Origin of the sequence: Vibrio sp. SCSIO 43135 (assembly GCF_023716665.1) — a bacterium.
GTDB classification, from domain to species: domain Bacteria; phylum Pseudomonadota; class Gammaproteobacteria; order Enterobacterales; family Vibrionaceae; genus Vibrio; species Vibrio paucivorans.
Genome location: NZ_CP071860.1, coordinates 934258 through 958753 on the forward strand (window position 1 = coordinate 934258; position 24496 = coordinate 958753).

General features: G+C 45.9%; 23 protein-coding genes and 1 pseudogene. 8 read left to right on the forward strand and 16 right to left on the reverse strand.

Features of this window, described 5'->3' with window-relative positions; all coding sequences use genetic code 11:
- Positions 1 to 13: 13 nt before the first annotated feature.
- Both J4N42_RS22625 and J4N42_RS18615 read left to right on the forward strand, forming a co-directional pair.
- Positions 14 to 522: pseudogene (locus J4N42_RS22625) on the forward strand (phage integrase N-terminal SAM-like domain-containing protein).
- Between the two features lie 84 nt (positions 523 to 606).
- Entirely contained in the window at positions 607 to 1419 is an 813-nt protein-coding gene (locus tag J4N42_RS18615; RefSeq protein ID WP_252030905.1) for a Cof-type HAD-IIB family hydrolase, read from the forward strand.
- Positions 1420 to 1514: 95 nt separating this feature from the next.
- Here J4N42_RS18615 and J4N42_RS18620 read toward each other — a convergent pair whose 3' ends face one another.
- The 7 genes from J4N42_RS18620 to J4N42_RS18650 all read right to left on the reverse strand — a co-directional run bounded on the left by J4N42_RS18620 (position 1515) and on the right by J4N42_RS18650 (position 9445).
- Positions 1515 to 2273, reverse strand: a complete 759-nt coding sequence (locus tag J4N42_RS18620) for an SDR family oxidoreductase (protein WP_252030906.1) — start codon at positions 2271 to 2273, stop codon at positions 1515 to 1517.
- Between the two features lie 58 nt (positions 2274 to 2331).
- Positions 2332 to 3246, reverse strand: a complete 915-nt coding sequence (gene mmsB / locus J4N42_RS18625) for a 3-hydroxyisobutyrate dehydrogenase (protein ID WP_252030907.1) — start codon at positions 3244 to 3246, stop codon at positions 2332 to 2334.
- 1 nt (position 3247) lies between these two features.
- Positions 3248 to 4471 (reverse strand): enoyl-CoA hydratase/isomerase family protein, encoded by a 1224-nt coding sequence (locus J4N42_RS18630; protein ID WP_252030908.1) that lies wholly within the window; start codon positions 4469 to 4471, stop codon positions 3248 to 3250.
- A gap of 17 nt (positions 4472 to 4488) precedes the next feature.
- Positions 4489 to 5292 carry an enoyl-CoA hydratase gene (locus tag J4N42_RS18635; RefSeq protein ID WP_252030909.1) on the reverse strand — a complete coding sequence of 268 codons (804 nt, stop codon included), beginning with the start codon at positions 5290 to 5292 and terminating at the stop codon, positions 4489 to 4491.
- A gap of 105 nt (positions 5293 to 5397) precedes the next feature.
- Positions 5398 to 6555, reverse strand: coding sequence for an acyl-CoA dehydrogenase family protein (locus J4N42_RS18640; protein WP_252030910.1), 1158 nt, complete (start codon positions 6553 to 6555; stop codon positions 5398 to 5400).
- A gap of 46 nt (positions 6556 to 6601) precedes the next feature.
- A complete protein-coding gene (locus tag J4N42_RS18645) occupies positions 6602 to 8095 on the reverse strand; it encodes a CoA-acylating methylmalonate-semialdehyde dehydrogenase (RefSeq protein ID WP_252030912.1) in 1494 nt (497 codons plus the stop codon).
- Positions 8096 to 8239: 144 nt separating this feature from the next.
- Positions 8240 to 9445: a thiolase family protein gene (locus tag J4N42_RS18650; RefSeq protein ID WP_252034211.1), complete on the reverse strand. Its 1206-nt coding sequence runs from the start codon at positions 9443 to 9445 to the stop codon at positions 8240 to 8242.
- A gap of 396 nt (positions 9446 to 9841) precedes the next feature.
- Between J4N42_RS18650 and J4N42_RS18655 the strand changes: the two genes are divergently transcribed.
- Genes J4N42_RS18655 through J4N42_RS18675 form a run of 5 tightly spaced genes read left to right on the forward strand, consistent with a single transcriptional unit; the run spans position 9842 to position 14859 of the window.
- Complete coding sequence (locus tag J4N42_RS18655; protein WP_252030913.1) at positions 9842 to 10219, forward strand: MerR family transcriptional regulator; 378 nt, start codon at positions 9842 to 9844, stop codon at positions 10217 to 10219.
- A gap of 15 nt (positions 10220 to 10234) precedes the next feature.
- Positions 10235 to 11404 carry an isovaleryl-CoA dehydrogenase gene (locus tag J4N42_RS18660; protein ID WP_252030914.1) on the forward strand — a complete coding sequence of 390 codons (1170 nt, stop codon included), beginning with the start codon at positions 10235 to 10237 and terminating at the stop codon, positions 11402 to 11404.
- Between the two features lie 10 nt (positions 11405 to 11414).
- On the forward strand, positions 11415 to 13079 hold the full coding sequence (locus J4N42_RS18665) for a carboxyl transferase domain-containing protein (RefSeq protein WP_252030915.1): 1665 nt from the start codon (positions 11415 to 11417) through the stop codon (positions 13077 to 13079).
- A gap of 60 nt (positions 13080 to 13139) precedes the next feature.
- Complete coding sequence (locus J4N42_RS18670) at positions 13140 to 13937, forward strand: enoyl-CoA hydratase-related protein (protein ID WP_252030916.1); 798 nt, start codon at positions 13140 to 13142, stop codon at positions 13935 to 13937.
- A 13-nt stretch (positions 13938 to 13950) separates the two neighbouring features.
- The gene (locus J4N42_RS18675) at positions 13951 to 14859 is read left to right on the forward strand and encodes a hydroxymethylglutaryl-CoA lyase (RefSeq protein WP_252034213.1); all 909 of its coding nucleotides are present in this window, start codon (positions 13951 to 13953) and stop codon (positions 14857 to 14859) included.
- A gap of 13 nt (positions 14860 to 14872) precedes the next feature.
- Here the strand turns inward: J4N42_RS18675 and J4N42_RS18680 are convergent, their stop codons facing one another.
- The 3 genes from J4N42_RS18680 to J4N42_RS18690 form a co-directional block, all read right to left on the reverse strand.
- Positions 14873 to 16114, reverse strand: coding sequence for an alpha/beta hydrolase (locus J4N42_RS18680; RefSeq protein ID WP_252030917.1), 1242 nt, complete (start codon positions 16112 to 16114; stop codon positions 14873 to 14875).
- Between the two features lie 12 nt (positions 16115 to 16126).
- Complete coding sequence (locus J4N42_RS18685; RefSeq protein ID WP_252030918.1) at positions 16127 to 16918, reverse strand: hypothetical protein; 792 nt, start codon at positions 16916 to 16918, stop codon at positions 16127 to 16129.
- Positions 16919 to 17138: 220 nt separating this feature from the next.
- Positions 17139 to 18620: a GGDEF domain-containing protein gene (locus tag J4N42_RS18690; protein WP_252030919.1), complete on the reverse strand. Its 1482-nt coding sequence runs from the start codon at positions 18618 to 18620 to the stop codon at positions 17139 to 17141.
- Positions 18621 to 18785: 165 nt separating this feature from the next.
- Here J4N42_RS18690 and J4N42_RS18695 point away from each other — a divergent pair, with 165 nt between their 5' ends.
- Positions 18786 to 19562, forward strand: a complete 777-nt coding sequence (locus tag J4N42_RS18695) for a response regulator transcription factor (protein ID WP_252030920.1) — start codon at positions 18786 to 18788, stop codon at positions 19560 to 19562.
- Between the two features lie 74 nt (positions 19563 to 19636).
- Here the strand turns inward: J4N42_RS18695 and J4N42_RS18700 are convergent, their stop codons facing one another.
- Genes J4N42_RS18700 through J4N42_RS18725 form a run of 6 tightly spaced genes read right to left on the reverse strand, consistent with a single transcriptional unit; the run spans position 19637 to position 24472 of the window.
- A complete protein-coding gene (locus J4N42_RS18700; RefSeq protein WP_252030921.1) occupies positions 19637 to 20476 on the reverse strand; it encodes a class III extradiol dioxygenase family protein in 840 nt (279 codons plus the stop codon).
- A gap of 2 nt (positions 20477 to 20478) precedes the next feature.
- The gene (locus J4N42_RS18705; RefSeq protein ID WP_065741910.1) at positions 20479 to 20832 is read right to left on the reverse strand and encodes a protocatechuate 4,5-dioxygenase subunit alpha; all 354 of its coding nucleotides are present in this window, start codon (positions 20830 to 20832) and stop codon (positions 20479 to 20481) included.
- Positions 20833 to 20834: 2 nt separating this feature from the next.
- On the reverse strand, positions 20835 to 21713 hold the full coding sequence (locus tag J4N42_RS18710; protein ID WP_252030922.1) for an amidohydrolase family protein: 879 nt from the start codon (positions 21711 to 21713) through the stop codon (positions 20835 to 20837).
- A gap of 13 nt (positions 21714 to 21726) precedes the next feature.
- Complete coding sequence (locus J4N42_RS18715) at positions 21727 to 22785, reverse strand: 4-oxalomesaconate tautomerase (protein WP_252030923.1); 1059 nt, start codon at positions 22783 to 22785, stop codon at positions 21727 to 21729.
- Positions 22778 to 23452: a 4-carboxy-4-hydroxy-2-oxoadipate aldolase/oxaloacetate decarboxylase gene (locus J4N42_RS18720; RefSeq protein WP_171354007.1), complete on the reverse strand. Its 675-nt coding sequence runs from the start codon at positions 23450 to 23452 to the stop codon at positions 22778 to 22780. The genes J4N42_RS18715 and J4N42_RS18720 overlap by 8 nt, the downstream gene beginning before the upstream one ends.
- A gap of 9 nt (positions 23453 to 23461) precedes the next feature.
- Positions 23462 to 24472 (reverse strand): amidohydrolase family protein, encoded by a 1011-nt coding sequence (locus tag J4N42_RS18725; protein WP_065741914.1) that lies wholly within the window; start codon positions 24470 to 24472, stop codon positions 23462 to 23464.
- Between the last annotated feature and the right edge of the window lie 24 nt (positions 24473 to 24496).

Consider the following 24496-nt stretch of genomic DNA (forward strand, 5'->3'; position numbering starts at 1 on the left):
GCGGTAATTTAAAATGAGTAACTCTACTTTTTTAGCCTTTATTAAAGAACACATGCTAAGCCGACATTACGCGTTACGTACTGCTGAAGCCTATATCTACTGGATTCACCAATACATTCTTTTTCATGGGAAGGAACACCCAAAAAAACTCAACTCTCATCACGTTGAGGACTTCCTCACCCATCTAGTCGTTAGCAAAAAATCCGCAAAGAAAACGCAGAGCCTCGCTCTGAATGCTTTAGTATTTTTATACAAAGACACTCTATTAGAACCCATAGAATTGGATATGCAGTTTCGACGCTCTGATAAGTCGAGAAAGCCGCCAACATCAACAAAATTATCTCATGCCACACCTTAAGGCATTCGTTCGCCACACACCTACTCCAAAGCGGTGCAGACATAAGAACTGTACAGGAACAACTAGGCCATACCGACATCAAAACAACTCAGATATACACTCACATTATTGATAGAGGTGCGAATGGTGTTGTCAGCCCACTCTCCAAAATATTTGTTAAATAAGTACCAAACCAGGACCAATCGACGCAAATTTTGGTATCCTACGGCTTCTTTTTTGCTGCACGCGCGCTAAGCGACAACATACCAATGACATCACACACTATTCGCTTTATTGCGTCCGATATGGACGGCACCCTACTTAACGAACAAGGCAAGCTCGATCAAGAGTTTTATGAAATCTTTCCTAAGTTAGAAGAGCAAAACATTATCTTTGCGGCGGCTTCTGGCAGACAGTATTACAGCTTGCTGGAAACGTTCGAACCTATTAAAGATCGCATGATGTTTATCGCTGAGAACGGCACCATAGTGATGCACCAAGGGAAAGAGCTTTACAGCTGTACGATTGATACCAAAGAAATTCACAAGATCATTATCGAAGCACGTAAAGTTAACGGCGCGCATATCGTGTTATGCGGTAAAAAGTCGGCTTATATTGAAACTCAAGACCCACAAGCGCTAGAAGAGATTCAGAAGTATTACCACAGGCGTGAAGTAGTCAGTGATCTACTCGATGTTGATGACGAGTTTGTAAAGGTAGCTATCTGTCACTTCGATGGTGCTGAAAAACATGTTCACCCGTCGATCAATACCGAATTCGGCCAGCAACATCAGGTAGTGATTAGTGCAAAGATTTGGTTGGATGTGATGAATAGTCAGGCGTCTAAAGGTGCTGCTATCCGCTTCTTACAACAACACCTCGGATTTACCTATGAGCAAACAATGAGCTTTGGTGATTACTTTAACGATGCCGAAATGCTCAAAGAAAGTTACCACTCTTACGCGATGGAAAATGCTCACGAAGGCGTAAAGAAGATTGCTCGTTTCTCAGCGCCAAGCAACAAGGACTCTGGTGTACTGCAAATTCTAAAGCAAACACTGCTTTCAGACGCTATCGCATAACCTGTTAAATAGGCTTACTCAATAAGAGCTAGTACATGTAAAAAGGGAGCTACTCAGTTTTGATTCGCTGAGTAGCTCCCATTTTTTTCGCAACATTACATTCTCATTCCGCCATCGACTTCCAGAATTCGCCCTGTGAAGTAGTCGTTTTCGAAGATGTATTTCACAGCATGGGCTATCTCTGCGGGGTCGCCTATTCTGCCCACTGGCACCATTTTGTTAAGCCTGTCGATTGCTTCTGGTTTTAAAGAGTCCGCCATCGCGGTTTTAATGATCCCAGGGGCAATAGCTGCAGCACGTATCCCATACCGAGCGAGTTCCTTTGCCCAGCACGTTGCCATCGCGGCAACTGCAGCTTTCGAGGCCGAATAGTTGCTTTGCCCGATGTTACCAGCCCTAGCAACACTCGAAATGTTGATGATGACGCCTTTGCGGTTGGTTTCTATCATTTTGGCTGCCGCTTCTCGGCCACACAAAAATGTCCCATTCAAGTTAACATTGATAACCGAATTGAACTGATCGAGGGACATTTTACTCATTTCACCGTCTTTGGATTTCACGAGCAACCCATCACGAAGGATGCCGGCATTATTGATGAGCCCATCTAACTGCCCAAAGTCGGAAACCACTCGGTCAAAAGTGTGCTCAACTTCCTGCTCGTTAGTAACATCCACCGTATAGATCATCGCTTTGGTGCTTAGCATATTACATTGCTCTTGGGTCTCGCGTAAGGCTTGTTCGTTAACGTCGAGTAGCGCGAGTTCGGCACCAGAATGCGCCAACGTCACCGCCATCATTTGCCCTAGCCCTTGGCCAGCGCCAGTAATTGCAATCACACTCTCTTTTAGGTTCATCCTATATAATCCTTTGCTGTAATCGTTGTTCAACTAAGCTGTTTCCACGTCGAAACGCTTAACTTGATTTCCCGCTTTGGTAGTATCCAAACAAACTCGAAAAGTCGAGCTCTTCGTTGCCTTGGGCGTTATGAAATGCGTATAGATTTCTAGCGAGTGAGCCCATAGGTACAGGCGATTGGCTATTCGATGCCGCATCTAGCCCCAAGCCAAGATCTTTGAGCATCAACTTAGACATAAATCCAGGTTGGTATTGATTACTTGCGGGCGCATTTTCCATCACACCGGGGCAAGGGTTATACAGCTCTAACGCCCAGTTCCGACCCGAGCTTTGCAGCATGATGTTAGAGAGCACTTTTGGATCGAGCCCATTTTCGATACCTAGATTGAGCGCCTCACACGTGCCCGACATTAAAATACCCAACATCAGGTTATTACAGATTTTACTCATCTGCCCGTCGCCAGCCTGCCCTGCATGGAAGATGTTCTTACCCATATGTTTCAGCACAGCTTCTGCTTTGCTGAAAGCCGCATCTGAGCCGCCCACAATAAAAGTAAGCGTACCTGCGACTGCTCCTGCTACGCCGCCAGAAACCGGTGCATCGACGAATTCTAAGTTGTTTTTGTGCGCTTCATTGGCTACCAATCTTGCGCTATCGGGATCGATAGTTGAAGAATCAATAAGGAAAGTTCCCGCGTTCACCAACGATATCAAACCCTTATTGCCATTATGATCGCCTAAATACACCGCTCGAACATGAACCCCAGCAGGTAACATGGTCACAACGGTTGCAGCTTCAGATACTGCTTGTTCCATACTAGACGCGACGACCGCACCGAGATCACCTAATGGTTTCGTCACTTCTTCGTTTAAGTCGAAGACCGTTACGGCCATTCCTGCTTTGAGTAAGTTGGTCGCCATCGGGCCACCCATGTTGCCAAGCCCGATAAACGCAATACTATTGCTAGCCATGTTATTGCTCCTCTTGGATTTGTCCTAGTGCCCTTAATGGATGCTGAGATTCTGTCCAGAGCGGTGCAAAAAGTTCATCCATTGTGGTGTTCGGTACTTCATCAACGCCTTTGTAAAGCCAATTTGGGTTGCCATCTTTATCTATCAACCTTGCGCGAACCCCTTCTTGAAACTCGCCAAGTAATCCGCATCGCACCGACAAACCTAGCTCAAAGCGGAAACAGTCCGCCAAAGATAACGAGCGGTATTGGTGGGTTTGCGCGAAACAAATGTGCGCAGTAATAGGACTACCTGAACGCAGTGCGGACTTAGCAGATTCAAACCACTTATACGAAGGGCTTGTGATCGGGACATCAAGTGATAAAATTTCGCCGACCACAGTGACGGTGTCACCTTTCATGCAAGCGAACTTCACGGCGTCTAGATAAGGTATTAAGAGTGGGTCTGGTTTATCTGCCGACGCCATTTTAGATAGACTATAAATGAGCTCTTTTACTGCTTGAGATTCATCGTCGAGCGCCTCCCAACCAATGTGCTGCAGTTGCTCAAATAAGTTCTGTTTGTGTTCTGGCAATATCACCGCGTCGGCGAATCCTATTGCTTCAGCATCCGTCGCATTAACCATACTGCCCGTCAAACCTAAGAACAGCCCGACACCTTGGTCCAATTGGTTGAGGAACCATGTCCCGCCAACATCTGGGTAAAGCCCAATATTAATTTCTGGCATCGCCAGTCGGGATTTTGGTGTAACGACTTTGAATTCAGCGCCCATGTATAGCCCCATCCCGCCGCCCATGACGATACCTTCACCCCAAGCAATCAAAGGCTTGCTATAAGTATGTATAAGGTAGTCGCACTGGTATTCGACGGTGAAATAGGCCTCGAAGAACTCTTGTGCCTCGGCTTTGCTTTTTGTGTACATCACGTCATACATTGCTCGTACATCACCGCCTGCGCAAAACGCTTTTTCACCCGAGCCCTCTAGCACCACACAAGCGATGCTTGGATCTCGCTGCCATTGTTCCAATTGCTGCTTTAGCTCTACCAACATATGGAATGAGAGCGCGTTCAACGAGCTAGGGTTATCGAGTGTCGCGATGGCAATTTTTGAGTAGCCGTTTTCACACGGCAATTCACGAAATGCCACTTGACCCGCACCTTTGGGTATCTCCGTTTTTCTTTTTAGATCTGAGCTTCTTTGAACCTTTTTACCGTTAATTGCCATACGCTATTCCTTGCGGTTTAACCGTTTTTCCATTCTGGTTTACGTTTTTGCAAAAACGCTTGTACGCCTTCTTTCTGGTCTTGGGTATCAAACAGGTCGAGAAACAAATCTCGCTCTTTGACCAAACCATGTTGCTGGGTTGCACCACGCGTAATCTGAATCAATGTTTTACATGCGGTCACCGATGATGGAGATTGATTAGCTACCGATTCCGCTAGCTTCATTGCACTTTCAAGAGATTGCCCCTGCTCCACCACTTCTTCGACAAGCCTTATGTTTAATGCTTGCTCAGCTTTGATCTGTTCCCCGCAGAGAATAATGCGTTTTGCCCAACCTTCACCGACTAACGCTGTAAGGTTTTGTGTACCACCGGCACATGGCAGCAATCCAACTTTCGCTTCCGGCAACGCTAACACGGCTTGTCGTTCTGCAATTCGAATATCACAAGCTAACGCAACTTCAAGTCCGCCTCCCATGGCATAACCATTGATTGCAGCAATAGAGACTCCTCTGAAAGAAGACAGTGCTTCAAACGCTTCGCCAAATACCCTCGCCATAGTCGAAGCCATCGCTTTGTCGCCATCGGCAAACAGATTAAGGTCGGCACCTGCGGAGAAGAATTTTTCACCTTGGCCAGTTAGCACCAACGCATAAATGTTCTTATCATGGTTTAACGACTCTACTAAGGCTTTAAGTTGAGTCAGGCTCTCCTCCGTCCATGTATTTGCTGGCGGGTTATACATTGTTAGCTGCGCAACGTGCCCGATGACTTTCATTTCTATCGCTGCAACGCTGTCATTGGCTTTTTGGCTCATTGGCATTCTCCTAGCATTTTGCGTCTGTTATCTACTGCTTCATTCTTTGAATACACTCTACATTCCAACATAAGTTAGGCACTAAACTCGTGAACGAAAACTTACAGCCGGTTAAGTAAGTTCATCCCCCGACAGTATTCGTCTGGCGATGATCAATCGCATGATCTCATTGGTCCCTTCTAAAATTTGATGGACACGAACATCGCGGAAGAAGCGCTCCATTGGGTATTCTTTGATGTATCCGTAGCCGCCATAGAGCTGTAAGGCGTGATCACAGACTTTAAAGCCCACATCGGTGGCAAAGCGTTTGGCCATCGCACAATACGTTGTGGCATCTGGATTTTGATTATCGAGTTTGGATGCTGCTAACCTTACTAATTGACGCGCCGCAACTAGCTCTGTAGCCATATCAGCCAACTTAAATTGAAGCCCTTGGAATTGAGAGATGCTTTGACCAAATTGCTTTCGCTCTTGAAGGTACTGGGTTGCATTATTTAGCGCTTGCTGCGCAGTGCCGATGGAGCAAGTAGCAATATTGATCCGGCCACCATCGAGCCCTTTCATCGCGAACTTAAAACCTTCACCTTCTTCACCTAGTAAGTAGTCGTTTGGAACTTCTACGTTTTCGAACGTAACGGCTCTCGTTGGCTGACTGTTCCAACCCATTTTAGGTTCTGGCCGGCCGTAACTGATTCCCGGTGTATCCGCGGGAATCACAAATGCCGATACACCTTTTGCTCCGGGTTGATTAACGTCTGTTCGAGCCATCACAACCAATACATCGGTTTCACCCGCTCCGGATATAAAAGCTTTACCGCCATTGAGTACGTATTTGTTCCCTTGCTTTTGTGCTGTTGTAGCAAGCGACGCGGCATCTGAGCCAGCGTTAGGCTCTGTTAAGCAATACGAACCTAACCATTCACCAGTAATGAGTTTAGGGCAAAAGTGTTGCTTGGCTTGCTCACTTGCGAAACTTGCTACCATCCACGACACCATGTTGTGAATCGTCATGTAGGCAGTGGTAGAAGTACAACCTTTGGACAGTTGCTCAAATACGATTGACGCATCTAATCGGCTGAGCCCAAGGCCACCCGCCTCCTCCGGCGTATAAAGGCTCAAGAACCCTAACTCGCCAGCCTCACGAATCACATCCTTCGGAAAGATATGTTCTTCATCCCAAGTAGCAGCCATCGGCGCGAGCTTATCCATGGCGAACTGATACGCCGTGTCACTAAATGCTCTTTGGTCTTCACTAAGTTCGAAATCCATAGGAACTCCTTACCTTGCTTGTTTATCGCCATCTTTGTTTAGGGCATTACCTTAACTGGATTGTCATGTTCGGGCCTGTTGGAATGTCATCATCAAACCAACGCTGAGTGACGGTTTTGGTTTCGGTATAGAAACGCACGGCTTGCTTTCCATAGGCGTGGAGATCGCCATAAAAACTGCCGCGCCATCCCGTAAATGAAAAGAACGGTAGAGGTACTGGAATTGGCACATTTACACCGACTTGGCCAACTTGAATCTCATGTTGATACTTGCGCGCAGCGCCGCCATTCGCAGTAAAGATAGATGTCCCATTGCCATAAGGATTACGATTCACTAGGTCGATGGCGTCTTGTAGTGTGTCGACTTCAATACAGACCAGCACAGGTCCAAATATTTCTTCAGTATAAATCGACATATCAGTGGACACATTACTAAACAGTGTCGGTCCCACCCAGTTACCGTCAGGGTAACCTTCTACCGAACATTCACTGCCGTCTAGTTCGCACGTTGCCCCCTGCGCTTTTCCTTCTGCAATTAACCTAAGCACGCGTTCTTTCGCAGGTTTACTAATTAACGGGCCGTAACCTGCGTCGTCATCATCCCAAGCCCCGGGACCGACTTTCGACATGGCTTGTCTTAGGTCTGGAATCCACGTTTTGCTGTCGCCGACAAATACAGCCACTGAAATCGCCATACAACGCTGGCCAGCAGCGCCAACAGAAGCGCCGACTAAGTTACTTACCACCTGCTCTTTGTTTGCATCGGGCATGACAACCATATGATTTTTCGCCCCAGCGAATGCCTGTACTCGCTTGAAGTGTTGAGTACCTTGCTGGTAGATGTACTGTGCCACTGAAACAGAGCCAACAAATGAGATGGTTTGAATATCTTTATGTTCTAGGAGGAAGTCGACCTCAGATTTGCGGCCGTGCACTATTTGAAGCACGCCTGCTGGTGCGCCAGCTTCCATAAACAGTTCAGCCAGTCGGATCGAAGTGAGAGGTACTTGTTCAGACGGCTTCAAGATAAAGGTGTTACCACTGGCAATAGCGATTGGGAACATCCAAAGGGGGATCATAGCCGGGAAGTTAAACGGTGTAATGCCGCAACACACTCCAAGAGGCTGAATTACCGAAAAGGTATCAATGTCCGTTGCGACGTTTTCTACCACTTCCCCCATCATATTGCTGGCAATATTGGCGGCTTGTTCGACTACTTCTATCCCACGCCAAACATCGCCTTTTGCATCTAATATGATCTTGCCTGTTTCCTGTGACAGTAACGTAGCGAGTTCATCGTGGTGCTCTTTGAGTAGATGTTGATAGCGAAGCATTAACCTAGCTCGCTCAGGAACAGCCACTTCTTTCCAGGTTTTGAACGCACTTAATGCCCCATCGACAGCTTGTTGCATTTCATCTGGCGTCGAACATGGCAACCGTGCAATAACTTTATTAGTTGCTGGGTTGGTGACATCTACCCATTCTGAGGTTTTTGATTCTCTAAATTCACCGTTGATAAATAGTGGTACTGACTTAGCCATCATTCCGTCCTTATCTGCTCACATGCGTTTTCTACTTACCTTCGCTATCGACTTATATGACTAGCCCGCTACATTTGTAGTTGCATGGTAGGGGCTGTTGATCTTTCACGGGTCAGCTCTAGACTCCGATTTTTACCGCGTAGCTCAATGAGAACGCGGTACTTCAATTCCTATAGCGACAGCTTCACCGCCGCCAATACACAAAGAGGCTACACCTCGTAATGGTTTTACGTTCGCTATATCCAGCTGCTTTAGCGCATGAATTAACGTTACCAAGATTCTTGCACCGCTTGCGCCTATTGGGTGGCCTAACGCACACGCACCACCATGAATGTTGACCTTCTCAGCCGCGATACCAAGTTGCTCGACAGCTACTTGTGTCACAACAGCGAACGCCTCGTTGATCTCCCAAAGATCAACGTCATCGACTTTCCAGTCCAACTTGTCGAGCAAGGCCTGCATGGCATAAACAGGCGCGGTGGTAAATTCACTTGGCTGCCTAGCGTGTGTTGCATGGCCAGCGATAACGGCCAATGGCGTTAGCCCCTGCTTTTTGGCGGCCGATTCACTCATTAACACTAACGCAGCCGCTCCGTCAGAAATTGCACTGGAATTGGCCGCGGTTACAGTGCCTTCTTTGGCAAACGCAGGACGTAACTTAGGGATTTTGGCAGGATCTATTGATTGAGGGTGTTGATCGTCACTAATGATGATTTCATTGCCGTGTCTGTCTGAAATGATGACCGGAGCAATTTCAGTAGAAAATTTACCGCTGTTCTGCGCAGCTAATGCTCGCTCGACAGACAACGTAGCCCATTCATCCATCTTTTCACGACTTAAACCAAATCTATCGGCGGTCTGCTGAGCGTAAACCCCCATCAACTCACCTTCGTAAGCATCTTGTAACCCGTCGAGAAACATATGGTCGTAGGTAGATTTGTGCCCCATTCGCATGCCCTGACGTGACTCGGTAAGTAAATAAGGAGCGTTGGTCATACTTTCCATGCCACCAGCAACAGCGCAAGAGATACTGCCAGCGCGTATTAGATCGTGCGCAAGCATGACCGTTTTAAGACCAGAACCGCATACTTTGTTGAGAGTGGTACAGCCAACGGATTCTGGTAACCCAGCGCCCAACGCAGCTTGCCTTGCGGGCGCTTGCCCTACACCGGCGGGCAGCACACATCCCATATAGACTTCATCAACGAGTTCGGTTGGAAGATGAGCGTCTGCAAGCGCGCCTTTGATCGCTATTGAACCAAGTTTAGGCCCAGACACGTTGGTAAGAGCGCCTTGAAAGCTACCCATTGGTGTTCGTTTCGCTGAAACAACCCAAATGTTCTCGTCCATCATGCCCTCTAACATTCCGTTTTCTATTTACCGGTGATTTATTGGGTTACAGATAGCTTGTTGGTGCGTGTTAGCTATCGCATTAATTCACCACTGTTCTTTCCCCAATAACGCTATCGTCGTCGCCAAACTCAATGCAGCTAACCTGTTTATTTTCTGTACTGCAATTTCTTGACGTTTTCGTAAGCATAGCACTAACATTTACGTAAACGTAAAGAAACAAGTTGATTACATGTCAAGATTTTTAAACACCTAATATCAGATGTGTTTTGCCCAGTGATTGCGTCAACATTCGCAATCTACTTTGGGTTTTATAGTGAGTAATCAAGTCCGCTTAATTAGCGACACCGCCCTTGATTAAGCCTTATATGCCAAGCCTTTTGGGGAGATCATCAAGTGGAAACATTTAAGATCAGTGAGCTCGCGAAAGAGTTTGAAATAACAACCAGAAGTATCCGATTCTATGAGGATATGGATCTGATTCACCCCGAACGAAATGGGAGTATTCGCGTATATCAACACCGCGACAAAATTCGGCTAAAGCTCATTTTGCGTGGCAAGCGTCTGGGGTTTTCCCTTGCGGAAATTCGAGAATTGTTTGATTTATACGATACCAATCAAACCGATACTCAGCTGACCAAAATGCTCGACATCATTGCCCAAAAGCAGGCGTCTCTACAAACACAACTCGACGACATCAGCGCAGTTATGTCAGAGCTTGATACTGCCAAAGCACGTTGTCTTGACGCTCTCAATCGAACCAATCCAAATTAAAACGTCGGAGGCAATATGATTTCCAATTATCACTCTCTGAATTTTGGACTCGATGACACTATAAACATGCTTCGAGACCACGTGTCTGGATTCGCCCAAGAGCACATCGCCCCTATCGCAAGCCAAATTGATCACGACAATGAGTTCCCTAACCACCTTTGGCCGCTACTTGGTGACATGGGGCTATTAGGCGTAACGGTATCAGAACAATATGGTGGCTCAGGAATGGGGTATCTTGCGCATGTCGTCGCTATGGAAGAAATCAGCCGAGCTTCCGCTTCTGTCGCGCTCAGTTATGGGGCGCACTCTAACTTGTGCGTGAATCAAATATTTCGCAACGGCACTGACGCACAGAAGCAAAAATATCTACCCAAATTAATCGATGGTTCCCACGTTGGAGCTCTTGCCATGAGTGAGCCAAATGCAGGTTCAGACGTGGTAAGCATGCAACTTAACGCCAAGCTAAATGGCGATCATTATCTACTTAACGGTACAAAAATGTGGATTACCAATGGGCCCGATGCTGACACGCTAATTGTTTACGCAAAAACAGATCCCGACGCAAAGTCGCACGGTATTACGGCGTTTATTATCGAAAAGCAGTTTGCAGGATTTAGCCATGCCCAAAAGCTCGATAAGTTAGGCATGCGCGGTTCAAATACATGTGAACTGGTGTTCGAAAATTGTGTAGTCCCTACTCAAAACGTGCTTGGCAAAGTGAACCACGGCGTTGAAGTGCTAATGAGTGGGCTCGACTATGAGCGCGTCGTACTCGCAGCAGGTCCATTGGGCATTATGCAAGCTTGCCTCGACCTTGTTGTTCCCTATATCCACGACCGTAAACAATTTGGCCGCTCCATTGGTGAATTTCAACTGGTACAAGCCAAAGTCGCCGACATGTACACCCGAATGAATGCTGCGAAAGCCTATGTTTACACCGTCGCAGCCGCATGTGACCGAGGCGAGTCGACCCGCAAAGATGCAGCTGGCGTTATTCTTTATTCGGCGGAACTCGCTACTCAAATGGCACTTGATGCGATTCAACTGCTTGGCGGCAATGGATACATCAACGAGTTTCCAGCTGGCCGGCTACTGCGTGATGCCAAGCTTTATGAAATTGGTGCTGGTACTTCTGAGATCCGACGAATGCTTATTGGTCGTGAGTTATTCGAAGAATCGAACTAAGGAAGGTTTCATGGCCGTACTATCTACTAAAATCAAAACCTCCACGCCTCTGTTTACTGGTAATCAGGAAAACATGGAGCGTTTAGTCGGACAGTTAAAAGACGATATCGCCTGCATCAAACAGGGTGGTGGCGAAAAAGCCATTGCGCGTCAACGAGCTAAGGGCAAACTGCCAGTTCGAGAACGAATCGAAACCCTTATCGACGACCACTCTACGTTTTTGGAAATTGGGCAGTTCGCCGCATGGAAAGTGTACGATGAACCGATTCCTTGCGCGGGCGTCGTTGCCGGTATCGCTAGCGTCAATGGGATCACCTGCATGATCATTGCTAACGATCCTTCGGTCAAAGGTGGCACTTACTACCCTTTAACGGTTAAGAAGCATTTACGCGCACAAGAAATCGCAGAGCGTTGCCAAATCCCTTGTATCTATTTGGTAGACTCTGGCGGAGCTAACCTGCCTCATCAAGCTGAAGTTTTCCCCGATAAGGACCATTTTGGGCGAATTTTTTTCAATCAGGCTCGAATGTCAGCGAAAGGTATACCACAAATAGCGGTTGTTCTTGGCCTATGTACTGCTGGTGGCGCCTACATTCCAGCGATGGCAGATGTGTCAATCATAGTGAAGAATCAAGGGACAATTTTTCTCGCTGGCCCACCACTTGTTAAGGCCGCGACAGGCGAAGTGGTTACGGGCGAGGAGCTTGGCGGCGCGGATGTACATTGCAAAAAGTCGGGTGTTGCAGATTATTATGCTCAAAGTGAAGTCGAAGCATTAACCCTTGCCAAGCAAGCTGTTACAAGTGCTATGCCCTATTGTAAGCATTCGTTTTCAAAAGCTCATTTGCCTTCAAAAACTCATTCGTCTTCAAACATTGAATCATCACCCAACACAACCAGTGCATCTCCTCCTAGATACGATGCCGGTGAAGTTTACGGCATAGTGAACGCAGATCTACGCTTGTCATTCGATGTACGAGAAATCATTGCTCGGATTGTCGACAACTCCGAGTTCGACGAATTTAAAGCGCTGTACGGAAAAACATTAGTGTGCGGGTTTGCCCACATTGACGGCCATCCAATTGGGATCGTAGCGAACAACGGCATCTTATTTTCAGAATCTTCACAAAAAGGCGCGCACTTTATCGAGCTTTGCTGCAAAAGAAAGATTCCGTTGTTGTTCTTGCAAAACATCACTGGATTTATGGTTGGTAAGAAGTATGAAGAAGAAGGCATTGCCAAGCACGGTGCGAAGTTAGTCATGGCGGTTGCGTGTGCAGATGTACCTAAGTTTACCATTGTTATTGGCGGCTCATTTGGAGCGGGCAACTATGGAATGTGCGGCCGCGCCTACGATCCAACCCTAATGTGGATGTGGCCAAACGCCCGAATCTCAGTCATGGGGGGTGAGCAAGCCGCGGGTGTCATGTCACAAGTAACCCGAGAAATAAAACAGCGTAAAGGTGAAGAATGGACCGCTGAACAAGAGAATGCTTTCAAGCAACCGATTATTGATATGTATGACGAACAAGGCAGCCCTTACTACGCCAGTGCAAGGCTTTGGGACGATGGCATTATCGACCCAAAAGATACTCGCGCGGTACTTTCGCAAGCGTTAGCAGCCGTCGCACATGCGCCCATTCCAGATAGCCAGTTTGGTATCTTCCGCATGTAAACACGACATGCTAACCAAGGTAAAAGGTTTATTCGAAGCGCTGATTAGGGAATCACTCAAATGGCAGAATCAACAAACAACACTGTTCTTACAGACATAACAGATAACGGCGTTGCGACGATTACCCTCAACCGCGTCGATAAAAGTAATGCTTTCGATGCCTCGATAATTCAATCACTTACACACGAAATTGACACTCTCAGTTCGGATATAGGCATACGCTGCCTGGTGTTACGTGGTAACGGAAAACACTTTTCAGCGGGTGCCGATTTGCATTGGATGAAGTCAATGGCCAACAAATCAAAGCAAGAAAACCAAGATGATGCGGTTCAACTCGCTAAATTGATGCAGGCGTTAGATAACTTTCCCCATCCTACTATTGCTGTTGTTCATGGGAGTGCTTTTGGCGGTGCACTTGGCCTTATTTGTTGTTGCGATATCGCGCTCGGAACAGAGTCTTCAATCTTTTGTTTGAGTGAAGTAAAAATCGGTTTAATTCCAGCAACGATTGGGCCATATGTTTGCCGAGCGATTGGCCAACGTCATGCTCGCCGATATATGCTCACCGGAGAACGAATCGAAGCCAAAACCGCGGTAGATATCGGCCTACTTCACTATTTATGTTCACACAATACACTGCAGGAATCGCTTAACCATATCCTTAAGCAGATCCTTTCCAATAGCCCAGCAGCGGTGTCCAAAGCCAAAACCTTATGCCAACTTTGTGATTCTACGCCGATAGATACCGCGCTTATCAATGAAACCAGTCAAATGATCGCTGATATTCGAGTATCGAAGCAAGGGCAAGAAGGACTCAATGCGTATTTTGAAAAGCGCTTACCTAACTGGGTGAAGTGATGATATGAAAACTATGAGTAACTCTACTTCCCTTCCCCAATCAGTCACCATTAAAGAGATGGGTCCCAGAGACGGCTTACAAAATGAAGTACAAATCTCAACAGAGGATAAAGTGCTTCTCGTTGATCAACTGTCCCAAACCGGTTTGTCGTATATCGAAGTGGGTTCGTTTGTTTCGCCTAAATGGGTTCCACAGATGGCGGACTCTAAGCAAGTATTTGAACGCATCCAACGCCAATCTGGCATCTGCTATTCGGCGCTAACGCCCAACCTTCAAGGGTTAGAAGCGGCGATAGAAGCAAAAGCTAATGAAGTCGCTATCTTTACCTCGGCGTCCGAAACCTTCTGCCAAAGGAATATCAACTGCTCCATTGACGAAAGTATTCAGCGTTTTATCCCTGTCGTAGAAAAAGCTTTGCAATTCGGAATTCCTGTAAGAGCTTATTTATCCTGCATCGTTGACTGCCCATATGACGGTAGTACCGACCCACAGCAAGTTCGAAGCGTCGCAAAACAATTGCAAGATCTCGGCTGCTATGAAATCTCTTTGGGCGATACTATCGGCACTGGCACTCCACTTCGTGTAACTCACATGTTAGAAGCCGTCATGAAGGATGTTGATAAAGGAAAGCTAGCCGTTCATTTCCATGATACCTATGGGCAAGCACTCGCCAATATCTACCAAGCGCTGCAAATGGGAATTGCGACAATAGATAGCAGCGTTGGTGGCCTAGGCGGCTGCCCTTACGCCAAAGGCGCAAGTGGCAATGTCGCCACAGAGGAAGTGCTCTACCTTTGCAAGGGGCTGGGAATTGAAACCGGAGTCGATCTAGAGAAAATGATTGAAATCAGTTGGTTTATCAATCTGGTGTTGGGGCGTAAGCCAACATCTAAAGTCGCATTGGCTTACGGACAAAAGTAGCAAAAGCTAGGCGTCAGTCGTTTAGGTCACTCGACTCTTTGGGTGCAGTTTTAGCCTCAGAACCGCGTGTACCTGATTCCATCACTTCAAACACTCTTGCCATTGTCTCATCAAAATATGGGTTCCAACTGAGGCGAGCGCCTACTGCATCTTCGCGATATAAGAGCCCCCATGCGGAGTGCCAAACGTTATTCATCTCTGGGCAAACAATCGGGCTGAACTCATCTTCTTCATTCACTTTACCGCAGCGACGCATTTCTCCGTCTTTGCCATACAAAGGGTTCCCTTCTCTGTATAGCGGGGAGATATGAGAGCCAGTATGAATGTATAAATCCGGACGGTTCATTGGGAATAGTACAAAGCGCTCGTCGGCATACTGCTTCTCACCGTACCAAATCAGCTGACTATCCGGGTGAGTAAACGAAGAATGAAATAAATCGTAGACGGCTTTTGATGAGATGAGTTCATCAGCCTCACTCATCATTAAGATTGCAGGTACATCGATGGTTTCAGTTTCTAACGTTTCAGCAAGTTCTTGAGTTGATTGGTAATACAAGCCCGCGCCATGCATGGCTAGCGAGTCGTAACGGCTGTAATTTAACTCGGTATCTCTGTCGGCCCAATCTATGAATTTACTTGCAAACGTCGCGTATTTAACCAATGGATCTTTCGACACAAATGCAGGAGAAAACAGAATGAGCCCGGAAATAGATGGGTTCTGAGCTGCGTGGGTCGTCACCAAGTTTGTCCCAGTCGAGAATCCACCCAACCACAATTTATCAACCTTTGTCTCAAAAAGTGCGACGTGATGGTCAACAATACCATTCCAATCACTAAGCTCAGGCAACATTAGATCAGCTGGCCTCGTTCCGTGACCAGGTAGCAGTAGCACTCTTACTCGATAGCCTTGATTGTAAAAAGACTGAGCAATATCTGAAAACGAATATGGGGAATCGCCTAGCCCATGAACCAACAAGACCCCTTCACCGTTTGGATTATCTGGGATAAGTTCATAAGGCATTACGGCTGCGAGCTCTTTTTCCTTATCGTCGCCATGAAAAACTCGATTCTCTTTCAACCATTCGCGGGTTTCAGAGACATAAAGGCCAAAACTTGGTTGCTGGTATTCTGCGATGGATGGAGAAGATTGGTACATTGGTGAATCCGGCGCGCTACTACAAGCCACCAACAACGTACTTAGAGACAACAACAGATATTGGCGCACACATTGCGAAGCGACATCAAGCATCTTCATAATGAAACGCTCCTAGAAAGAATAGGCATAACCAAGCTGCGGCCCTTTCTCAACAAGATCGATTTCCAAAACGGTATCTCCACTTCTGGTTTCATTGGCGATATTTAAGTAACGATAGCCAAACCAAAGATTGTGAGATTCGTTAAAGCGATAGATCCCAGAAAGATTAAAACTGCGGTTTACATCGTTATCGCCAGCCAGATTAAAATCAGCACTGACACTGATTCCCCAGTCATCATTAAAGTATGTGTTGTACTTGAGCCCAACTAACCAATCGAAAAGATGTTCATCGGCAAGGATAGGTGAAGTGTTTATATTGATTAACCCCTCATCAGATCGCGCACTAATATCAAGTTGCACTTGGCTAAACGTATGCCTTACACCGGTCAGTATCTCGAGTTTCGGGTAAACTTCATAACCAAAGAACAAGTCGTTAACCGATAAATGCATACGCGTGGTGACATTGTGGCCAGGAGAAATAACTGTACCGAATATTGGCCCTGTCATCCCTTGAGTTGTCGCCTCATCTTTCATGTAGAGGTAGTTAGCACGTGCGCCTACCAACCACTTTCCTTTTTGGGCGTAGAAGTCCCCCATTAATCCAAAAGCTAAGCCATCCAATATGTTTTCAAATGGCACATCGACACGCACTACATCGCCACCGGAATTAACGTCACCTTGAATACTAGGTGCCCAAATCATGGGAAAAACCAGCAAGAACTCCCATTCGTCATCAGATTGAATGTCATTGGCAAAGACAGGGCTTGAAAGCGCTAGGACGCTCAAGAGTGCAGCATTTTTCATATACGTTTGTTCCTTCTACGTACATTTTTGAATTGTTCAAGATATGGTGAAACTATGTGGCTTTTCCGTGTGCATTAATTTATCCACAACCTACATATTCACTCGAGCAATGATACTATAAAAACCATAGTAAACATTAACTTATTCGCGAACATTCGTTGCCAATTCTTAGGCAGGCATCTCGAACTTAAGTGTGCTGTCCTCCGATACTCGTACTTGGTTAGGATTCCGTCACCCAGAGGAACTGGTCGAGATCGTTACAATCATCATCTAATTCAATTCTGTTTCGACCTTGTCTTTTGGCTCGATACAATAAATCATCTGCACGTTTGAATAGCTGGTGACTCGGCTCCATATAGCGCAGTGTTGCCACTCCCCCAGACACAGTAACCATATGATGACGGCTTGCTTGGAGTTCAATGTCATTTCTGATTTGTTCAGCGATTCGCAATGCTTCGGCACGATTTAGGCTATGAAGCAAGATAGCGAACTCTTCTCCGCCGTAACGATACAGCGCTTCGACGTTGTAGTTTTGTCGAATCGTGCCAGCAACTGCTTTTAGTACTTCGTCTCCTACTTGGTGGCCAAATCGGTCATTGACGTATTTAAAATGATCGATATCTAATAGCAGCAAATAACATTGACGCTCATTTTTGGCGTTTATTTGGCAGAATTCGCCAAAATCGGTGTCAAATCGCGCTCTATTATAAGCACCCGTTAACGGGTCGATATTCACTAACCATCTGATTTTTAAATGTGAATATAATAGCCAGTACAAGGCAATAACTAAAAATGCAAACAAAGTCCCTTTCACAATCGCATTACGTTTTAAGCTTCTGATTTGGTCCAATGCATTCTTCGCGCTTCTTACCGCGATAATTTCACCACCATTTGGAAGTGGCATAGACTGGGCCAAAAATAGTTCATTGGGAAATATATTGGCTTTAAAGATAGTGAGGCCTTCGATTTCAGTACGTGTAATCACGTCAGGAAGTAAATCGAGGCTTTCTTTTGTCGGTTTGTAATTCCAACTTGGCCCATCTCCCACTAACCTAAATACGCGTAATTGATCCATCCTAAGATTAGAGATACCTACACCGCGTTCATCGACAAATAAAACGGCACTGTCATTTACATGTATGTATTTGATTAAAGAGAGGATATTAATCTTTCTTATTAATAGCCCCTGAACTTTACCCGACTTCTCAATGCGATCGGCTATTACGATATCAGCCGTCTGCTTCGCTTGATCAAGCTGGAGTTGATATGAACGCCCAGTTTCGAATGCTCTTATCGCATAACGCCTGTCAGAGACATTTCTGCCAAACATTTGCTCTGCTCTATGCCCAGAAGCATCGATTACCACACCTTTGAGGTTCACTCTCATTAGCAAGTCACTGTCGGGACTTTGAAGTACCTGTAATCGCGGCTTCATGATGATATCGAGATAAGACGCCTCCTCCATTCTTATTAATAATTGGGAGTATTGGCGAAGATGGTCGTATTCCGACTTTATAAATTGCTTGAATTGAGTGTTGGATATATTTATCCGTTCGGTTAACTCATTGATTTGGTTATTTTTAAGTTCTTCCTTATCACGGACAAAATCATGATAGAGAAAGTGAGTCACTAAAAAAACTAAAATCACCGCACACACCGCACTACCTATAAGGAGTAGGATATTTTTCTTAGTGACTTCCATGTATAATTTTATTTGATGATGATCGAGTAATTAGTTTATTTAATCGATAATATTGAAAATACAGTAAATTTACTGCACTCATATACCGTATTGTTCAAGTACGATCACCGTCATAAACTCGTTTTCTCTATTGCAACTTTTTCATATCGCTAAGCCTGAATCTTGATGTATAAAATTAATAGTTTTGAAGATTTACTCTTTGTTCAAACCGACATATTGACCAACCGCCCTGCTAAAGACTACGTTCAAACGCTGAACTACGTTGCACGGCTCGCTCTCGACTGGTTTAAGCTAGATAGGCTAACGCTTTTCCCAAACTCTATGATTTTGCTTGATGCCGACAAACGCATCTCTGTTTCACGTGATGGTGTCCCTCCGCTGAACAAGCAAAACTTGATGGTGGGTAACTACCGTGATTACTTACAGATTTTGCGTACCGACAAGCAATGGCAGCTGTTTCATGATGAGCAGTTAAAAAGCCACCCTCTCGACCCACTTAAAGAACTCTATAAAGAAGGCATCCGCTACCATGGTGTAGTCACGCTCAAGCAGTTTGGCCAACAGTGGGGAGGCATTGCTTTTTCTCGCTTTAACAATGATGCAGGTGAACACCAACAGCGTGATATTTTGCGTTTAAAGTTGATATCAGACACTTGGCTTCATTACTGGCATCACGCGACTTTGAGTTTGAGTTTGAATGCAGATAAGCAAGCAGGAAAAAGTGACAATAAAAAGCTACTGCTATTAAGCCAGAAGCAATGTGATATTTTGCGTTTGCTCGCTCAAGGGTACACAGCTAAACAGATAGCAGAAAAGCTCTATGTTAGCCCACGCACTGTAGAATCTCATAAGTACCGTATGTTGGATTTACTTGACTTAAACACACATACAGAATTGGTCCAGTTCGCGCTACGTAACGGCCTAGGAATTGAGACAAGTTAGTTAGCTCTCCCTTCTGTTGAGCAAAATGATTAGATAATAAAAACGCCGTCAGTGACGGCGTTTTTGTTTTACGGTTAGTTGTTTTCTATCAACATTGTTCCTGCCCCAGTATTGGAAACAGGTGCATGATAGCTGCTGAGGAGTACGTTTAAGTCACCCTGTAACGCACCTCTCATACCCAACCACATAATGAACTCAGGCCCTTGCGCACCAGCGTTTTCAATTAAGTCGAGAATCGAAAACTTAGTTAGGCATTCTGGGTCGTCGATCAGTTTGTCCATACAATACAAATCAAACTTCTTGTTGATAAACCCTGCTCGCTCGCCATCAAGTTGATGTGAAAGCCCACCCGTACCGAGAACGACAACTTTTAGGTCTTTGTCGTAACTTTCTACCGCTTTTCCAATTGCTTTACCTAATTCGTAGCAACGCTTAGGCGACGGCATAGGATGTTGTTCAACGTTGATGCAAACTGGAATAACTTTCATGTGTCCGTAGGATTGATTTGGCCACATAAGCTGCATTGGCACAGTCAATCCATGGTCCACTTTCATCTCTTGGCAGATAGTAATATCGAACTCGTTCTCGACTAACTCGTTACAGATGTGCCAAGACAAATCTGGGTCGCCTTGAATATCGGGAATAGTTTGAATGCCCCAACCTTCATCGGCGTTTTTGTATTGTTGCGCAGCACCGATCGCAAATGTTGGTTTCTTATCCAAGAAAAATTCGAGGCCATGGTCATTGTAAAAAACGATCGCGACATCTGGTTGCACTTCGTCAAGCCATTGGTGAATAGGCGGATACGCGTCAAACAGAGGTTTCCAATAAGGGTCCTGTTGAAGGTTATTTTCTATCGCTTTACCGATAGAAGGAATATGTGAAGTTGTGATACCACCAATAATATTCGCCATAATTACTTCCCTGCGTCCAATAGCATTTGTTTAAATTCTTCGACCGACATTCCCGTTTGCAGTGCACCTATGTCTTGCATGTTCAAACCAAGCATTCCAACAAACTTCGCTAAGTAGTAGATACTGCCACCCTCTTGAAGTAGGCCCAGTACGTCACGCTCTTTGATTGCTGTTTTTTGTGCTTCTGTTAACCCATACTTGTCACAGTAGGCCATTTCATCCGCAAGAAAGGCTTCTCGGCCTTCAGCGCCGTTTAGTGAATGGCACATTTTATTTAGTCCGTATCCCTTCTGTGCCATTTCACCGTCGAACATGGTCGTGCCAGGAATGGATGATTTATTTTTTAAGTAAGACATAGCTATACGCTCTCCGACCAGTACAGTTTCATTGGATTAGTGATTAACAGGGTTTGCTGCAGTTCTTCTGTCACTGCAATCTTTGGAATTACATCAACCAAATGACCATCATTCGGTGTGTGTGACTTCATATTCGGGTGTGGCCAGTCCGTCCCCCACAACACACGAGTTGGGAATTTTTCAACCAACGTTTTCGCGAATGGAACTACATCAGAATAATCTGGCGGTGTCAGTGTTAAACGCTCTGGGCAGCTCACTTTCGTCCAGATGTTAGGGTTACGTTCCATCATATTGATGAACTTTGCGAACTCTAGACTATCTACCCCTTTAGCCACGTCTGGACGGCCCATGTGGTCAACAACAACAGTCATATCCAGCTCGTCTAAGAAAGGTGCGACTTCATCAATGTCTTGCGACTCAAAATAGACCACGACATGCCAGCCTAATGGGCGAATCTTATCTGCGATTCGTTTAAGTTTGTCTTTGGGTACTGTATCGACTAGGCGCTTAACAAAGTTAAAACGCACTCCACGTACACCCGCTGCGTCCATAGCTTCTAGCTCTTGTTGAGTAACATGTTCGTCAACAAATGCGATACCACGAGCCAGTTCACCTGCAGACTCTAGTGCGTCTACTAAGGCGGAATTGTCTGTACCATGACATGAAGCCTGTACTATTACGTTGCGGCTAAAACCAAGGTGGTCGCGCAACTCAAATAGTTGTTGTTTCGACGCATCACAAGGTGTGTACTTACGTTGTGGCGAATAAGGGAATTGGTTTGCAGGGCCAAAAACGTGGCAATGTGCATCTACCGCCCCTTTTGGCACGACAAACGTTGGTTTACTTGGGTTTGGATGGAAAGGTAAGTAATCAGCGTCCATGTTTCTTCCTTAATTATTCTTTGCCGAACACACAACCATCAAACAGCTTACGTGCCGTTCTTAAGATCGCTGCAGATTGGACTTGGTTATTTTCAACATCCAACACCACAGTCATTTTACCTATTGGGTGCTCGACGTCTAAAGTCATTGTGTTACTCATTTTTACTGAGCTAAACTCATTCGCTGGTGATTGTTCAAGAATACAAGCACTTGCAACGCTAACTGCACCCAAAACTCCAATCGACGCATGGCAACGATGTGGAATAAACGTTCGGGTGGATATCGCGCCCCCATATTGAGGAGCGCTCACCAGTGACATTTTTGGTACCGATAACTCTGTTACATCACCTAAGTTCATCAGTGGTCCCGCTTGCAGGCGAATCGACTCTAACTTTTGTTTTAGCTCGTCGTTTGCATCCAGTTGTTCACGGGATTCATCACCGCTTAGCCCAAAATCTTGCGCTTTGAGCACTACAACCGGCATTCCGTTGTCAATAAGTGTCACGCTAACACCATCTATAACATCGACTTGAGAACCGCTTGGCAGCAATGAGCCACAAGTAGAGCCAGCGATATCTTCAAACGTTACGGCTATTGGTGCCGCCGTACCCGGCACGCCGTCGATACAGCAATTGCCTTGATAAGTGACCTTCTTTCCTGGTGTTTTTACGGTAACCGTTGCAATTTGTTGAGTGTTTTCCATAAACACACGTACTGGTGTTTCACCATCTCTTGCTTCAACTAATCCGCGTTCGATTGCAAATGGAGCGACTCCGGCGAGAATGTTGCCACAATTTTGCTTACCACTGACGAGGGCCTGATCAACGAATACCTGTAAGAAAAGATAATCAACGTCTACACCATCTCTGCTTGATGGTTCTACGATGGCTACTTTCGAAGTAAGAGGATCCGCGCCGCCAATGCCATCGATTTGCCTTTCGTCAGGTGTTCCCATTACCGACATCAGAAATACATTCCTTGCTGAGCTGTCAGCAGGTAGATCGGATTTTAGGAAGAACGCCCCTTTAGACGTTCCAGCCCTCATCCACATGCACGGAGTGCCGCTAGACATATTTCAGCCCTTTTTCAGCTAAACGACCGCGCATATCGTAGATGTCTAAACCAAGCTCACCATTAGCAAGTCGTACACGTTTCGCCTCTTCGCGCTCCATACGATCAAGTGATGCTAACAACACCTGTTGCGCTTCTTTACGGCGCACTACCACTACACCATCGTCATCAGCGACCATGATGTCACCAGGGTAAATCAACTCATTCGCACACGTCATCGGGACATTTACTGAGCCAAGCGTTTCTTTGATAGTGCCTTCACTAAATACCGCTTTTGACCACACAGGGAAATTCATCTCTCGTAAGTCACGCGTATCTCTGACACCACCTTCGATAATAAGACCCACCACGCCACGAGCTTGAGCAGAAGTCGCCAGTAAGTCTCCGAAGTAACCATGATTTGACGGCGATGTTGGCGCAAACACTAAAAAGTCACCTTTTTGTGCTTGTTCAATCGCAACGTGCATCATCCAGTTATCACCCGCCGCGCCGGAAATTGTTAACGCCGATCCCGCTACCGCTTCGCCTTCGAAAATTGGTCGCATGTAATGAGCGAGCAACCCACGACGACCTTGTGCTTCATGGATAGTGGCAACACCACACTTACGCAAACCCTCAATCACTTCTTGATCTGCACGCTCGATGTTCTGTACTACTACGTTTTGCATAACCGACTCCTACACTTTCAAACGGCTGAACACACGACGAGCATTGCCCTCGAAGATAAGTGCTTTTTCAGCATCAGTGACTTTGTCACTTGCATCGATATAACGTTTGGTATCATCAAAGTAATGACCCGTTTCCGGATCAACACCGCGAACGGCACCAATCATTTCTGAAGCAAACAGGATGTTTTCCGCCGGGAGAATGTCGAGCAACAGATCAATCCCTTTTTGGTGATAGACACACGTATCAAAGTAGATGTTCTTAAGTACGGTTTCTTCTAAGGGAGGTAGCCCCATATCTTGTGCGATACCACGGAAGCGTCCCCAGTGATAAGGCACTGCACCACCACCATGAGGAATAATGATTTTCAGTTCAGGGAAATCTTTAAACACGTCTGAAGTCATTAGTTGTTGAAATGCTGTCGTGTCCGCACCCAAGTAGTATGAAGTGGTCGTATGTAGACAAGAATTGCACGAGCCGCTTACATGAATCATTGCTGGAACATCAAGCTCAACCATTTTTTCATACAGAGGATAGAAAGAGCGGTCGCCCAAAGAAGCGTCTTTCCAGAAACCACCTGTCGTATCAGGATTGAGGTTACAGCCGATAAAGTCCATTTCTTCAACACAACGAACCAACTCTGGAATAGATTTTTCAGGGCTAATACCCGGAGACTGTGGAAGCTGAGCAACTGGAGCAAAGTTGTTAGGAAATAGATCGCACACGCGGCGGATCAAGTCGTTCTGATGCTCAGTCCAAAAACGGCTAGTGTGTTCGTTGCCAATATGATGCCCCATCCAGCTTGCTCTTGGAGAGAAAATCGTCAAGTCTGTGCCGCGCTCTTTTTGTAAACGCAGTTGGTTGTTGACAATACTTTCACGAATTTCGTCATCGCTAATATGGATTGTGCCTTTTGAACCAACGTAGTTTGGATCATTTGCCAACGCTGCCTTTTGGCTTTCTCGGTAATCACCTACTTGAGGAGGCGTTGTTGTGTAGTGTCCATGGCAATCGATAATCATCTATCCATTCCTTTTTTGTTTTGA